This is a genomic window from Staphylococcus sp. GDY8P54P (assembly GCF_017892645.1).
Taxonomy (GTDB): Bacteria; Bacillota; Bacilli; order Staphylococcales; family Staphylococcaceae; genus Staphylococcus; species Staphylococcus ureilyticus.
In genome coordinates this window covers 68,364-83,101 of sequence record NZ_JAESLN010000006.1, presented here as the reverse complement: position 1 = coordinate 83,101, position 14,738 = coordinate 68,364, and the positions used below count along the sequence as shown (strand labels likewise).

At 30.7% G+C, this 14,738-nt stretch carries 16 protein-coding genes; 14 read left to right on the top strand and 2 right to left on the bottom strand.

The features are described from left to right. Positions 1-14: 14 nt before the first annotated feature. From rarD to KA883_RS00995, 4 genes are all read left to right on the top strand, one after another. Entirely contained in the window at positions 15-920 is a 906-nt protein-coding gene (rarD, locus tag KA883_RS01010) for an EamA family transporter RarD (protein ID WP_046208249.1), read from the top strand. Positions 921-1,166: 246 nt separating this feature from the next. Then, complete coding sequence (locus KA883_RS01005; protein ID WP_046208250.1) at positions 1,167-1,802, top strand: SDR family oxidoreductase; 636 nt, start codon at positions 1,167-1,169, stop codon at positions 1,800-1,802. A 231-nt stretch (positions 1,803-2,033) separates the two neighbouring features. After that, on the top strand, positions 2,034-5,480 hold the full coding sequence (locus KA883_RS01000) for a dynamin family protein (protein WP_046208251.1): 3,447 nt from the start codon (positions 2,034-2,036) through the stop codon (positions 5,478-5,480). A 15-nt stretch (positions 5,481-5,495) separates the two neighbouring features. Beyond that, a complete protein-coding gene (locus tag KA883_RS00995; protein ID WP_046208252.1) occupies positions 5,496-6,377 on the top strand; it encodes a 5'-3' exonuclease in 882 nt (293 codons plus the stop codon). A gap of 281 nt (positions 6,378-6,658) precedes the next feature. Here the strand turns inward: KA883_RS00995 and KA883_RS00990 are convergent, their stop codons facing one another. Beyond that, the gene (locus tag KA883_RS00990) at positions 6,659-7,069 is read right to left on the bottom strand and encodes a ribonuclease HI family protein (RefSeq protein ID WP_046208253.1); all 411 of its coding nucleotides are present in this window, start codon (positions 7,067-7,069) and stop codon (positions 6,659-6,661) included. Positions 7,070-7,239: 170 nt separating this feature from the next. Here KA883_RS00990 and KA883_RS00985 point away from each other — a divergent pair, with 170 nt between their 5' ends. Then, positions 7,240-7,785 carry an RBBP9/YdeN family alpha/beta hydrolase gene (locus KA883_RS00985; RefSeq protein WP_225792173.1) on the top strand — a complete coding sequence of 182 codons (546 nt, stop codon included), beginning with the start codon at positions 7,240-7,242 and terminating at the stop codon, positions 7,783-7,785. A 92-nt stretch (positions 7,786-7,877) separates the two neighbouring features. Here the strand turns inward: KA883_RS00985 and KA883_RS00980 are convergent, their stop codons facing one another. Further along, positions 7,878-8,582 (bottom strand): queuosine precursor transporter, encoded by a 705-nt coding sequence (locus KA883_RS00980; RefSeq protein ID WP_046208255.1) that lies wholly within the window; start codon positions 8,580-8,582, stop codon positions 7,878-7,880. A 253-nt stretch (positions 8,583-8,835) separates the two neighbouring features. On the opposite strand from KA883_RS00980, the gene KA883_RS00975 reads away from it, so the two are divergent. From KA883_RS00975 to msrB, 9 genes are all read left to right on the top strand, one after another. Then, positions 8,836-9,030: a zinc-finger domain-containing protein gene (locus tag KA883_RS00975; protein WP_046208256.1), complete on the top strand. Its 195-nt coding sequence runs from the start codon at positions 8,836-8,838 to the stop codon at positions 9,028-9,030. Between the two features lie 16 nt (positions 9,031-9,046). After that, positions 9,047-9,304: a NifU N-terminal domain-containing protein gene (locus tag KA883_RS00970; protein ID WP_046208257.1), complete on the top strand. Its 258-nt coding sequence runs from the start codon at positions 9,047-9,049 to the stop codon at positions 9,302-9,304. 19 nt (positions 9,305-9,323) lie between these two features. After that, complete coding sequence (locus KA883_RS00965) at positions 9,324-10,442, top strand: conserved virulence factor C family protein (protein ID WP_046208258.1); 1,119 nt, start codon at positions 9,324-9,326, stop codon at positions 10,440-10,442. A gap of 35 nt (positions 10,443-10,477) precedes the next feature. After that, positions 10,478-10,915, top strand: coding sequence for a bacilliredoxin BrxA (gene brxA / locus KA883_RS00960; RefSeq protein ID WP_046208259.1), 438 nt, complete (start codon positions 10,478-10,480; stop codon positions 10,913-10,915). Positions 10,916-11,279: 364 nt separating this feature from the next. Further along, positions 11,280-12,236: a thymidylate synthase gene (locus KA883_RS00955; RefSeq protein WP_046208260.1), complete on the top strand. Its 957-nt coding sequence runs from the start codon at positions 11,280-11,282 to the stop codon at positions 12,234-12,236. A 78-nt stretch (positions 12,237-12,314) separates the two neighbouring features. Beyond that, entirely contained in the window at positions 12,315-12,800 is a 486-nt protein-coding gene (locus KA883_RS00950; RefSeq protein WP_046208261.1) for a dihydrofolate reductase, read from the top strand. Positions 12,801-12,809: 9 nt separating this feature from the next. Then, on the top strand, positions 12,810-13,649 hold the full coding sequence (locus KA883_RS00945; RefSeq protein ID WP_046208262.1) for a DegV family protein: 840 nt from the start codon (positions 12,810-12,812) through the stop codon (positions 13,647-13,649). Positions 13,650-13,778: 129 nt separating this feature from the next. Then, entirely contained in the window at positions 13,779-14,306 is a 528-nt protein-coding gene (gene msrA / locus KA883_RS00940) for a peptide-methionine (S)-S-oxide reductase MsrA (protein ID WP_046208263.1), read from the top strand. Continuing rightward, the gene (msrB, locus tag KA883_RS00935; protein WP_046208264.1) at positions 14,299-14,727 is read left to right on the top strand and encodes a peptide-methionine (R)-S-oxide reductase MsrB; all 429 of its coding nucleotides are present in this window, start codon (positions 14,299-14,301) and stop codon (positions 14,725-14,727) included. Before msrA ends, msrB begins: the two co-directional genes overlap by 8 nt. The last annotated feature ends 11 nt before the right edge of the window (positions 14,728-14,738 follow it).

The following is a 14,738-nucleotide window of genomic DNA, read 5'->3' as shown; positions in this document are numbered from 1 at the left end:
AAGAGGTGTGACAAATGAATAACGAGTTTAAAAAAGGCATATTTTTTGCTTTTGGTGCATATATTTTATGGGGGATTTTACCTATATATTGGGATTTAATAGAAGATATTGGTGCTTTTGAAATATTAGCTTTTAGAATTATACTTTCAATGATATTTATGTTAATAGTGGTAGTCGTCACTAACAATACAGCACCATTTAAACGTGATTTACAACAGCTCATAGCAAATCCTATACAACTCATTGCTATCATAGCTGCTGGTTATGTAATAACAATTAATTGGGGCACTTTTATATGGGCTGTTACGAATGGCCACGTATTGCAATCCAGTTTAGGCTACTACATTAATCCACTCGTAAGTATTCTATTAGCGTTAATTTTTCTTAAAGAGCGATTTAATAAATTAGAATGGATTGCCATTGGATTTGCAGTTATCGGTGTTTTGTATATGACTATAAGAGTCGGTGTATTCCCTAGTATTTCGTTACTACTAGCATGTTCATTTGGTATTTACGGATTGATTAAAAAAATCGTACCGATTGATGCAATCAGTAGTATTACAATAGAATGCATTGTTACTGCACCAGCAGGCATTATATACCTATGGTACATATGGCAACAAGGTAGTTTAACGTTTGGCTATAATACCTCATCTTTCTGGTTAATCTTCTCAGGAGCTGTAACGGCAATTCCACTTATACTATTCTCAGCTGGCGCCCGTAGAATTCCGCTATCACTGACTGGTTTTATACAATATATCGGACCGACAATTATGTTTGTATTAGGTATTTTCTTATTCAAAGAACCTTTTAGCATCGATCAATTTATTACATTTATTTTTATTTGGGTTGGCATTGTAATTTATAGTATTTCACAATATGTAAAAATTAAAAAGAATAATAACCCTGTTATTCACTAAACGATATTTTCAATTCCGTAAAGGTAACTTTATATAAGTTATCTTTACGATTTTTATTATGTTTTGAAATTGTTCAAAACATGTTTACATATCAAATCGGTCATTTTATTATATTCAATGTCGCAAATATATCATTAGTATAAATTATGCATTTGTAGTATTGTAAAATTAGATAAAAAGTGAACCAATCGAAAATTTATTATATACACTATTATTTTTAATCATATATTATAATGGAGTGATTATATGACGAGAGTATTAATATTAGGGGCAAATGGAGCTATTTCTAAAGCAGCTATTAATTCTTTTTTAGAAAACACCTCATATACGCTGAGATTATTTTTAAGAGACGCTAACAGATTACCTGATTATGCATCAGATCGCATCCGTGTACGTGAAGGAGATGCTACAAACTTCGAGGATGTTAACAGTGCAATGGAAGATGTAGATATTGTATTTGCTAGCCTTTCTGGTGAATTAGATAAAGAAGCAAGTACTATTGTTAAAGCTATGGAACAAAATCACGTTGATCGTTTAATATTTGTAGCGGCTCTTGGTATTTACAATGAGGTACCAGGTAAATTTGGTGAATGGGTAAATAAACAAATCCATAATCACTTACCTATTTATAAACAAGCAGCTGATATCATTGAAAGTTCAAACCTCGATTATACTATTTTAAGACCTGCATGGTTATCAGATATTAACGAAATTGATTATGAGATTACTCATAAAAATGAATTATTTAAGGGAACAGAAGTTTCCAGAAAAAGTGTTGCTGCTGTTGCAGTCCAAATTGCCAAAAACCCTGAACTGTATTTAAAAGAAAACATTGGTATTAACAAACCTAATACTGATTTTAATAAACCAAGATGGAAATAAAAATAAAATTGTAAAATCGACTAATTTATTAATGATTGCGAATACCACCAGTTAAGGTGGTATTTTTAATTTTAAATTAAGTCACATTCAATAAGCGGAAAATACTTTTTACATTTCTACTTATAAAACATTGCTAAATACAATTTAATTTTGCTAACTTACTTTAGACGCACATTAATTTGTTATACAATAGAAATTAATTACATATAAGTAATAAAGGGGATACATAACATGTCTAAAACGAAGCAACTCGATATACTATATAAATTAAAAAAAGAGGTTGAAAAATCAAACAATCATAGATTGATTCATATTATAAATCAAGTCATTAAAAAAATATTTTTAGAACAGTATACTGCTACTTTTGTCGGCCATTTTTCAGCAGGCAAATCCACACTTATCAATATGCTACTAGAAGAAAGCATACTACCAAGTTCACCAGTGCCCACAACCAGTAACACAGCAATTGTCTCTGTATCAGATGAACCAGGTATTATAGCTAATTTGAACAACCAAAAATATACTTTATTAACAAACTACGATGAAGTTAAACAAATGAATCGTGAAAATATTGACGTTGAATCTGTAGAAATTAAATTTCCTTCTGATAAATTTAATAAAGGGTTCACACTTCAAGATACACCAGGCGTTGATTCAAATGTATCAACACACCAATCTAGTACTGAAGAATTTATGTATACAAGTAATGTTTTATTTTACACAGTAGACTATAACCATGTTCAATCTGCAATGAATTTTCAATTTATGAAACAGCTGAACTATGCTGGTGTTCCGGTCGTTTTTGTTATCAACCAAATAGATAAACATCATGAATCGGAAATTCCATTCGACACATTTAAACAACGCGTTGAAAAATCAATTGCTGAATGGGAAATCAAATTAGATCAAATATTTTATGTTTCTAAATTTGAACATGAACACAACCAAATTCAAGCACTTTCAGATTATCTCATCGATAAAGATCAACATAGAGAATCAATGGCGGATTATGTGGAGCGTACTGTGAATTTTATTACAGACGAACAACTATCTTTTATACAACATGAAATTCAAACGATTCTAAATGAGCTAGATATATTTGAAGAAGACTTTGACCAAGCATATTTAAACTTTCAACAACATCAACAAGTAAGTGAAGAAGCGAAGTTACTTAATAACCCTGATCAATTGTATGATTTCTTAAAACAAAAGCGTAAAGCGATTCTCGACAATGCATATGTTATGACGCACGATACTAGAGAAAAAATAAGAACTTATTTAGAGAGCAAAACTAAAGACTTTAAAGTAGGCGGCATATTCAATAAAAAGAAAAAAACATTAGAAACGCAACAAATTAGACTTCAAGAATTACTTGAGCAATTACAAGAAAAAGTAAATCAAGAAATACGCCAACCTTTGAGAGAAGATATGTCATTTTTAACGCGATTTATTAACTCATCCGAAGTAAATGATGCGATTTTAAACCAACACTATCAAATGCCTCCAAATCTCATAGATGATTTGTATCAAATGCAAATATCTATTAGTAATCAATATGTTTTAACATTTTCAGATGACTTAATGAAATCTATTAAACAATTTATTATTAAAGAAACTGAACCATTATTTGAGAAAGCAATCAGCCATTCTCAAGCAAACGACATTGGCACAGAAGAAGTAGAAGATTACAATGATTATGTTAAATTTATGGAGTTGCGTAATCTAAGAGAATCACTTGAAACACAAAATTATAGACACTACTACATTCATATTGATGATTCACTAGATAAATTAATAGATAGAGAAGAAATCACATATCAAGCTAAACCAGAGCATTCAGAAGTTCAAAAACAGAATCGTTCTAATACCACTAAAACAAAAACAACGGATACTTCAATTCAAGATATAAAAAATTCATTAAACTTGATAAAAGATATTCCATTATTCGAACAAACAAAACAAGATATCAACGATACACTGAAACGCCTAGATCATAAAATCATTAAAATAGGTGTTTTCGGGACGTTCAGTGCTGGAAAAAGTAGTTTAATCAACGCACTACTAGGCGATGCATATCTTGTTAGTTCACCAAATCCTACAACAGCAGCAATGACAGAACTGACATACGGTGAAGAAAGTCAAATTACACTTAAATCACCTGAGCAAATCTTAGAAGAGTTAAACCAATTATTTGAATTGGAAAATAAAACTTTTGATTCAATTGAGGCATTTTTAAATCAAAACACAAAAAAACTAACAGCATCTTTAGAAAAAAACAAATTAGCATTTATCAATGCGATTGAGAAACATTATGCGATGTATCAAGAAATGCTAGAACAAGGTTTAACACATACCATTGCACGGGATGAAATAAAAAAATGGAGTGCAGAAGACGAATATGCAACCTTTGTAAATACAGTTCATTTGAAATTACCTATCGATTGGTTGAAAGATAAAGTTATCGTAGATTCACTTGGGTTACATTCCAATAATCAACGTCATACAAATGAAACAGAAAAGATTTTAACTTCTTCAGATTTAATACTTTATGTAAGTTATTTTAATCATTCATTCACAGATAATGACAAACGCTTTATAGAACATATGAAAGAAATGAACCAATTAAGTGAAAATCAAGCATTTAAAATGGTCATAAATGCAACTGATTTAGCTGAAACTGAAGAAGACTTAAATGCAGTCATAAATTATGTAAGTGATGCACTTAACCAAGTAAATATGAATTCGGACATTTTTGCAGTTTCGAGTCGAGAAGCTTTAAAAACAGGAGACTTAGGAATTGATAAACTAAAAAATAGTATAAACTATTTTACTCAAGTTGAGTCTAAAGATATATTGCAACAACAAATGACGAAACAATTAACCAATATTTCAGAAGCATTTGACCAAATGATAGAAGACGCACAGCATAATCAATCTAAAATTAAGCAACGTAAAAACAAACTCGAGCAGTATCATAATCAAATATTACTGAATAATAATATATTACAAATTGCCGTGCAGCGTGCTTCAAATGAAGTTGAAGATCAAATTTATCACCTCAATGAACGTTTGAAAATTCAGTTGTTAGATGAAGTTAAATCAATTTATAATGGGCAAATGACACAGAGCAACAACTTTAACGAAGCAAAACGTCATTCCACAAAGCAATACTTAGATCAAATTCATCAAAGATTGTATTTAGAACAATCCTTACTAGTGGAACGTGTTAAAAAGTATTTCATTCAACAAATACATGAAGAAATTGCTCCTTTAAAACAAAAATTAGAGCAATTACACATTTTCATTGAACCTGAATTTAATAAGAATAATATAGAACTAGACGATCCTTATTTAAAAATTGATTTAAGTCAAATGCTTTCCGCTTTGCCTAAATCATTAACGAAAAAGAACATCTTGCAGCCAAAAATGCAAAATGAAGTTCAAACCACAATAACTCAAAACACGCTCGTACAACTTAAACCTTGTATAGCTGAATTAAGAAAAGCATTAATTGAAATCGTGAATAATTTGAATAATGATGCAGAAATAAAATTCAATCAGTATGAAAAAGATATACGCACACAAATTAAACAACTCTTAGCATTTGAAATGGATCATTCTTTAATAAAACAACTCCAAGAAACAAATAGCGAATTAAAAGCTCAGTTGTTAATTTAGAAAGAGGTACTTACGATGTCCAAAAAGATATTATTAATAGACGGTATGGCTCTGCTGTTTCGTCATTTTTACGCAACTAGCCTACACAAACAATTCATGAGAAATTCATCAGGTATTCCTACAAACGGTGTTCAAGGGTTTGTTCGTCATGTATTTACTGCGATAAACGAAATACAACCTTCACATGTGGCTGTGTGTTGGGATATGGGTAAATCTACATTTCGAAATGAAATGTTTGACGGATATAAACAAAATCGACCCGCACCACCAGAAGAATTGATACCACAATTTGATTATGTTAAAGAAATATCAAACCAATTTGGATTTGTAAATATTGGTGTCCAAAATTATGAAGCAGATGATGTAATAGGCACTTTGGCACATCAATATTCACAACAAAATCAAATTTTTGTAATCACTGGTGACAAAGATATTCTACAATGTATTAATCCTAATGTTGAAATTTGGTTAACTAAAAAAGGATTTAACTTATACAACCGCTATACATTAGACAGATTTCAAAATGAATATGGATTAAATCCGCTACAATTAATAGATGTTAAAGCATTTATGGGAGATAGTGCTGATGGTTATCCTGGTGTTAAAGGAATTGGTGAAAAAACTGCTATAAAACTTATTCAAAATCATGGTTCTGTTGAAGCAGTGATTGACGCTTTAAACGAATTGACACCTGGTCAAAGACATAAAATAGAAGATAATTTATACAATTTGAAACTTTCTAAATCACTAGCTAAAATTCATACAGAAGTACCTATTAATACTTCTGATTTATTAAACGACATGAAGTTTGGGACGGATTTAGCTGAAATACTAAATATTTGTAAAGAACATGAACTCTATGTATCAGGAAAATACTTAGCTACACATTTTAGTTAAATAAAAAATAAAGGGCTCATACGTATTCAAATAAATACGTACGAGTCCTTTATAATTATTGTCTAATCCTTTTCATCGTACATGTTTAACGAGATAAAAATGATATCCTTCTATCCTGTAGTCACACTCATATATTTTAAAATAAAGGTTTAAATTCAAAAAATGTGTTTAGAATCATCTATTAAAAGTTTCTCACTATAGAAAGGGACTATTTCTGATTTTCGTCATAATAAGTTTTCAAATATCCTACTGACTTTGAATTGTTAAGATACTGTTTTGATTTAACGCTTTTTTGCTCTTGTTTTAGTAATTTTATATAAGGCATTTTTGGCATGATGATTTGCTTCTTTATTTTGATTCCTTGGAACCCATTTAACAAACAATAAATCAAAATATGACTCTAATGATTTTATTTTGAGCAAGTAATTTATAAACTGCTTATTTTTTACTTGTCCTTTGTTCATACTATCTTCTATTAATTTCGAATCAGTGTATACGAGTGCTGTAGTAATCCCGTGGTGTTTTGCACATTCCAATGCAAATACGAAAGCTGCCCATTCTGCACTATGATTGTCTAAGATTCCTAAATCACAGTCATAATGCAATCGTTCTTGCTCAGTAATGATAACGATAGAACATGCGCTTTGACCAGGATTGCCTGCTGTAGCAGCATCAAAATATATTTTCGCCATAAATTCACCTTCAAATTTAATAAGTTAATTTTATATTATCAAAAGAACATAAATAAGTATAATCATGTAGATGCATTTTTCTTGGAAAAATACATCAATATAACGTAAGCTAGTACCGTCGTTAAAAAAGCACAACATTAATTTAATAAAGGATGATCTAATTGAAAAATATGTTTATTATACATGGCTATCAAGCTAGTACAAAAAGCCATTGGTTTCAATGGTTAGCCTCACAAATAGAGGCATATGGTTATAATGTTGAAATTATACACTTACCAAATTCTGATCATCCTGAACTTGATTCATGGTGTCAAGCAATAGATGATATTATTCAAAGTAAATTGAATTCAGAAACTATTATCGTTGCACATAGTTTGGGAGTCATATCAATATTACATTATTTAACTTCTGTTAAGCCTCATTCAAAAATAAAAGGCCTTTTTCTAGTTTCAGGTTTTAACGAAAAGTTATCGAACATACCCGAATTAAATCAATATATAGATAACACACGTATAAAACTCGATAAATTATGTGCGCAACACATTATTACAATTGGTGCTTTAAATGATCCAGTAGTGAATATAGACGCTACAGATAGATTATCAAAACAATTAAATGTCAAAACACATTATATAAATCATAACGGCCACTTCTTAGAAACTGAAGGGTATCACACATTCAAGTTCTTAAAAGAAAAGATAATTGAAATATTATAATTATATTAAATCACCAGAAATAAATAAGCCCGTAAATGAACTTATCTGTTAATCATTTACGGGCTTTTCGTCAGTTATATTAAAACATGTCATTAATAACCTTCATCTAATTTTTGTATTTTGCCTTTTCGGTACATTGATTTTGCCCAATAACCAAAAGGAACATTAAAGATAGTAGAAACAATTTTTAATAAATACGTTGTAATAAAGATTTCAAATACCGCTTCATTTGGCATTGCACCTAAAAAAGCAATGATGACAAATAACGCCGTATCCACGATATTACTTAAAATAGTACTACCATATGCTCTTATAATAAATGTTCTATCTGAACTAAACACTTTTTTGATTAATGAGAAAAGTAATACATCTAAATGTTGTCCAATAATGTATGCTATAACCGAACCTAAAGCAATCCTTGGAACAATATTAAAAATAGATTCTAATGCTTTTTGTGTATTGTCTACCGGGGAAGGCGTGAAATGAAGCGAAAATTGCATCACGATAATCATCACCAATGTCGAACAAAAACCTAACCAAACTGCACGTTTAGCTATTTTGCGTCCGTAAATATCATTTAAAATATCAGTTGCTAAATAGATAGATGCAAACATAACATTTCCCAAGGTTGCTGAAATAGTAAAAATATCGATTGTTTTAATAACTTGGATATTAGCTATAATGGTGCCAATAGCAATCCATGCAATCAAACCATGTTTACCAAACAAACGATACATAGTAACTAATAATATGAATGTTACTAAAAAAGTAATAACGCCAAATATTTCATTAAACAATTTTATTCCTCCTAAATTTTGATAATGCGGGTGTTTAGAAACCGCAAAATAAACAACTACATTATTTTACTAGAAAATATTAAAAAAGCAAGTTCAAACTTCAACTGATTTTTTAAATATTTATACTAATGTTATATTTCATATTAATGATTAAACAATCGTTGTTACAAATGATATAATATCAACAAGTCTCAAATCTTATAATAAATTAACTAGTTGGGTACTTATAATTCATTTTTAGAAGTACAGGAGCGTGAAACGTATTCTAACCTATTCTGAAAAAGAGGCAATTGATGCCATAGACCAATTAATGAACACATATTGTAAAGCGTGTTTATTGAAACGTCATATAAAAAAGACAAACGGCAAAACACAAGCACATCATTTTTGTATTAATGAATGTTCTGTCGGAAAACAAATTAAGCAAATTGGCAATGAATTACAATAAAAAGGAGCATACGATTATGGAAATAATAAATATAGCTACGACACCAAATCCAAATACGATGAAAATTGATTTAAACATAGATAGTGGGGATAACAAACCTAACACATATACAAAAGTTAAAGAGGGACAACCTGACTTCATCAATGCAGTACTAGATGTAGAAGGTGTTAAATCTATATTTCAAGCAATGAATTTTATTTCTGTAGATAAAAATTCAGAAGTAGATTGGGATACACTTTTACCAAACATCACAAAAGCTCTAGAAGAAATATAAACATAAGGAGGGTGCCTTAATGGAAATAGTACGTGTTGAACCTACACCAAGTCCAAATACAATGAAAATTGTACTAAGTGAAAAAAGAGAAGATAACCAGTCTAATACTTATTCATCAGTCGCAGAAGGGCAACCTGATTTTATCAATGATGTTTTAGCAATTGATGGTGTTAAATCTATATTTCATGTAATGGATTTTTTGGCTGTAGATAAAAAACCAAAATTTGATTGGGAAGATGTTTTACCAAAAGTAACAGCAACACTCAATGATGAACAAGAAATAACTTCCGAAGCACAACCAGATGAACATTTTGGTGAAGTAAAAGCAGAGGTTTTGACATTCAAAGGTATTCCTTATCAAATTAAACTAACGACAAGTTCAGAAGAACAACGTAAACAATTACCTGAAATATATGTTGATAGCATGTTAGCTGCACAGAAAGATGATGATAATGTTGTGTTCCAACGTAAATGGGAAGATTTTGGAATACGCTATGGCGAACTCTCAGAGGTAATGGAAGACGTCGTTGAAGAAATAACGGCAATCTATCCTAAAGATCAATTGCAAAAACGAGTTGAAGAAGCTTTAGCATCCAACGTTACAATTCCTGAAACTAAATACCGACATGTAACATTGGAAGCATATCAAGCAACTGAAAGTTGGAAAGAACGATTAAGAATGCTAAAATCATTCCCAACACCTACAATTGAAGATTTACCGTTGCTCGGTGAGGTCGTGAGTGATGAACAGAAAACACCATTAAGACGTGAAGCAATTATACTCCTTGGAATGATTGAAGATGAAATCGTACTCCCATACCTCTATAAAGGCTTAAACGATAAAAGCCCTGCAGTAAGAAGAACTGCTGGTGATTGTTTAAGCGATTTAGGTTTCAAACAAGCATTACCAGAAATGGAAAAAGCATTAGACGATCCACATAAAATAGTCAGATGGAGAGCAGCAATGTTTATTTTTGATGAAGGTGGGCCAGAGCAGTTAAATTCACTTCGTGAACATGCTGACGATTCAGCCTATGAAGTGAAGCTGCAAATCGAAATGGCTATAACAAGAATTGAAAATGGCGATGAGGCATTAGGTTCCGTTTGGAAGCAAATTGCAAATCGAAATAATAGCTAAAGAAACTATCATTAAATGAAATAGGAGTGTTATAAATGAATGCTTATGAAGCATATATGAATGAACTCGCAACACAAATGCGCAGCGAACTCACAAATCACGACTTTAACAGTTTAGAAACTGCTGTTGATGTTGATAACTTTATGAATAATGTATCTGAAGATGAAACAACTTTTGTTGTGATTAATTCAACTTGTGGTTGTGCTGCTGGATTGGCAAGACCTGCTGCAGTTACTGTTGCAGAACAAAATGAAAAAAAACCAACAAATAAAGTGACTGTTTTTGCCGGTCAAGATAAAGAAGCAACCGAAGAAATGCGCGCTTTTATTCAACAAGTACCGTCCAGTCCATCGTATGCATTGTTTAAAGGAAAAGAATTAAAACATTTTATGCCAAGAGAACATATAGAAGGTAGAGATATACAAGATATTTGTATGGATATTAAAGACATATTTGATGATTATTGTGATTAATCAATAAGACCAAGGCTGAGATATAAATAAATGTCTCAGCCTTAAATTGCTTTAATAACAAGTACAACATCCTTAATACTTATCATGCATTAATTTAATGAGCATATTTTTACTGTTTTTTGAGTAGTTTCTAGGTCATCCTTTTATTGATTATAACTATTTAAAAAGTTTATAATACTTCTAATTATTTATCATAATCATTAGAACAACCAGCCAATATTATTAAGGCATAAACTGAATACATATTTTATTCTCAAATTCCACTCATATTTTCACTTTACTAGTGGTTATTTCTTTAAATTATTGGTATTTTAAAATATGATTAACTATAAATAACTTTACTGTTGAAAGGAGTGTGTTCGTCATGCTAAATACATTTGATCAATCCTATCATGATCTTTGTAACGAAATATTAGAAATAGGAAAGCAAAAAGAAGACCGTACAAATACAGGTACTATTTCAAAATTCGGACATCAATTAAGGTTTGATTTGTCAAAAGGATTTCCATTGCTAACTACCAAAAAAGTATCATTTAAATTGATTGCAACTGAATTACTATGGTTTATCAAAGGCGATACAAATATTAAATATTTACTCCAATATAATAATAATATATGGAATGAATGGGCGTTTGAAAATTATATTAACTCAGTTGATTATAAAGGTCCAGACATGACAAACTTTGGTCATAGAGCCCAAACCGATGAGGCATTTAATAAAAAATATAAAGCGGAAATGCGTAAATTTAAAGAGCTAATTTTAAATGATGCGTCTTTTGCTAAAAAATATGGTGATTTAGGAAATGTTTATGGCAAACAATGGCGTGATTGGGAAGATAAAAATGGCAATCATTTTGATCAGTTAAAAACTGTTATCGAACAAATTAAACATCATCCGAATTCAAGACGCCATATTGTCTCAGCTTGGAATCCAACTGAAATCGATACTATGGCATTACCACCTTGTCACACAATGTTTCAGTTTTATGTCCAAGATGGGAAATTAAGTTGCCAATTATACCAAAGAAGTGCAGATATCTTTTTAGGTGTACCATTTAACATTGCTAGTTACAGTTTGCTGACACATTTAATTGCTAAAGAATGTGGTTTAGAGGTGGGTGAATTTATACACACATTCGGCGATGCTCATATTTATACAAATCATATGGAAGCTATTGAAACACAGTTGTCTCGTACAAGCTATGCGCCACCACAACTTAAAATAAATTCAGATAACTCTATTTTCGACATTAACTATGAAGATTTAGAAATAGTAAATTATGAATCACATCCAGCAATTAAAGCACCAATAGCTGTATAAAATTTTAAAAAATGATTAGTATTAATAATGATTTAATATATTTACTGATAATATTATATTACTATTAGGAGGGAAATTATGACACTTTCTATACTTGTTGCTCACGATCAGCAACGTGTTATTGGGGTAAATAATCAACTACCATGGCATTTACCAAATGATTTAAAGCATGTAAAAAAACTATCCACTGGCAATACACTTGTTATGGGCCGTGCAACATTTGATTCTATAGGAAAGCCGCTTCCTAATAGAAAAAACGTAGTATTAACAAGAAATAAATCATTCGCACATGACGGTGTAGATGTTATCCATTCAATTGACGAAATATATAATTTGCCAGGCCATGTGTTCATTTTTGGTGGACAAACATTATTTGAAGAAATGATTGATAAAGTCGATGATATGTATATTACAGTAATTGAAGATAAATATAATGGAGATACATTCTTTCCACCTTATACATTTGAAGAATGGGAAGTAGAATCTTCTATTCCGGGAACATTAGATGAAAAAAATACGATTCCACATACATTTCTACATTTAGTTCGTAAAGATACAACATAGGAGGAAAGAATAATGAAAATGAAAATTGTAACTGATTCAACATCAGATTTATCTCATGCTTATTTAAAAGATAATGATATACATGTCATCCCACTTAATTTAACTATTGATGGTAAGTCGTATGTAGATCAAGTCGACATTTCCTCTGAAGCATATATAAAAAAATTAGAAGAAAATGCTGATGTAAAAACGAGTCAACCAGCTATCGGTAATTTTATTGAGTTATATGATGAATTAGGCAAAGATGGTTCTGAAATCATTAGTATCCACATGACATCAGGGCTTAGCGGTACTTATCAAACCGCACTTCAAGCAAGTCAAATGACAGATAGTACGGTAACTGTCATAGATTCAAAATCTATTTCATTTGGATTAGGATATCAAGTCCAACATGTTGTAGATTGGAATAACCAAGGTTTTTCATCAGAAGAAATTGTTTCAAAAATAACTGACTTACAAAGTAATATAAAATTATATGTTGTTATTGGCCAATTAAATCAATTAATCAAAGGTGGTAGAATCAGTAAAACGAAAGGATTAATTGGTAATATGATGAAAATTAAGCCAATTGGGACGCTTGACGATGGTAAAATTGAACTCATTCATAATTCTCGTACTCAAAATGGTAGTATTCAATTTCTAAAAAAAGAAATCAGTACGTTTTTAGGAGATAAAAAAATTAAATCTATCGGTATCGCACACGCTAATATTTTAGAATTTGTGGATAAAATTAAAAAGCATTTTACCGAAGAATTTAATATCACTGAATATGATACAAATGTTACAACACCTATAATATCAACACACACTGGAGAAGGCGCAATAGGTCTAGTTGTTTTAAAATCATAAACTAATTTATAATAAATTAAGGTTCGTTTTAATTATTCTTTCATTTGTTAAATTTTCAAAACAATTTAATAGCTTATCACTGAAAATAATGATAACTTAATGACAAGATAATAAAAAAGGAGGTATACCATGGCATATGCGACATTAGCTGGGGGTTGTTTCTGGTGTTTGGTAAAACCGTTCACCTCTTATCCGGGCATTGAAAATGTTGTTTCTGGCTATAGTGGTGGACATGTTGAAAACCCTTCTTATGAAGATGTTAGTCATGGACAAACCGGCCATGTAGAAGCAGTACAAATCACATATAACTCTGAAATTACTTCCTTCGAGAACATTTTAGATGTTTATTTTAAAACATTTGATCCAACTGATAATGGCGGTCAATTTTTTGATAGAGGCGAACATTATCAACCAGCTATTTTTTATCATAATGAAGCACAAAAAAAAGCTGCAGAAGCAAAAATTCAAGAGTTAAATGAGCAGGCAATATTTAATAAACCCGTAATTACACCCATAAAACCATACAAAAACTTTTATCCTGCTGAATCCTATCATCAAGATTACTATAAAAAGAATCCATTGCATTATGAGCAATATCAACGTGGTTCTGGCAGAAAAAGTTTTATAGAAAAACATTGGGGGAAACAATATGATTAAGAAAAATAAAAATGATTTAACAGAAATGGAATACTTGGTAACTCAAGAAGATGGAACAGAGCCTCCTTTCCAAAATGAATATTGGAATCATTTTGAAAAAGGGGTTTATGTTGATAAAATTTCTGGTAAACCTTTATTTACCTCAGAAGAAAAATTTGAATCAGACTGTGGTTGGCCTAGTTTCTCAAAAGCTTTAGATGATGATGAAATCATAGAGCTCGTTGACAAAACATTTGGTATGGTGCGCACAGAAGTACGCTCTGAAGATGCGAACAGCCATTTAGGACATGTTTTCAATGATGGTCCAACTGAAAGTGGCGGTTTAAGATATTGTATTAACTCAGCTGCCGTGCAATTTATACCATTTGAAAAACTGGAAGAATTAGGTTACGGAGATTTAATACCACATTTTGAAAAATAAGGAGCGAACAA

What these genes read in the sequence shown, in the direction of transcription:
- KA883_RS00995 (WP_046208252.1), top strand. Translation starts at nt 5,496, where the DNA reads ATGTCCAAAAAGATATTATTAATAGACGGTATGGCTCTGCTGTTTCGT.
- rarD (WP_046208249.1), top strand. Translation starts at nt 15, where the DNA reads ATGAATAACGAGTTTAAAAAAGGCATATTTTTTGCTTTTGGTGCATAT.
- KA883_RS00965 (WP_046208258.1), top strand. Translation starts at nt 9,324, where the DNA reads ATGGAAATAGTACGTGTTGAACCTACACCAAGTCCAAATACAATGAAA.
- msrA (WP_046208263.1), top strand. Translation starts at nt 13,779, where the DNA reads ATGGCATATGCGACATTAGCTGGGGGTTGTTTCTGGTGTTTGGTAAAA.
- KA883_RS00970 (WP_046208257.1), top strand. Translation starts at nt 9,047, where the DNA reads ATGGAAATAATAAATATAGCTACGACACCAAATCCAAATACGATGAAA.
- msrB (WP_046208264.1), top strand. Translation starts at nt 14,299, where the DNA reads ATGATTAAGAAAAATAAAAATGATTTAACAGAAATGGAATACTTGGTA.
- KA883_RS00990 (WP_046208253.1), bottom strand. Translation starts at nt 7,069, where the DNA reads ATGGCGAAAATATATTTTGATGCTGCTACAGCAGGCAATCCTGGTCAA.
- KA883_RS00955 (WP_046208260.1), top strand. Translation starts at nt 11,280, where the DNA reads ATGCTAAATACATTTGATCAATCCTATCATGATCTTTGTAACGAAATA.
- KA883_RS00985 (WP_225792173.1), top strand. Translation starts at nt 7,240, where the DNA reads ATGTTTATTATACATGGCTATCAAGCTAGTACAAAAAGCCATTGGTTT.
- KA883_RS01000 (WP_046208251.1), top strand. Translation starts at nt 2,034, where the DNA reads ATGTCTAAAACGAAGCAACTCGATATACTATATAAATTAAAAAAAGAG.
- KA883_RS00950 (WP_046208261.1), top strand. Translation starts at nt 12,315, where the DNA reads ATGACACTTTCTATACTTGTTGCTCACGATCAGCAACGTGTTATTGGG.
- brxA (WP_046208259.1), top strand. Translation starts at nt 10,478, where the DNA reads ATGAATGCTTATGAAGCATATATGAATGAACTCGCAACACAAATGCGC.
- KA883_RS01005 (WP_046208250.1), top strand. Translation starts at nt 1,167, where the DNA reads ATGACGAGAGTATTAATATTAGGGGCAAATGGAGCTATTTCTAAAGCA.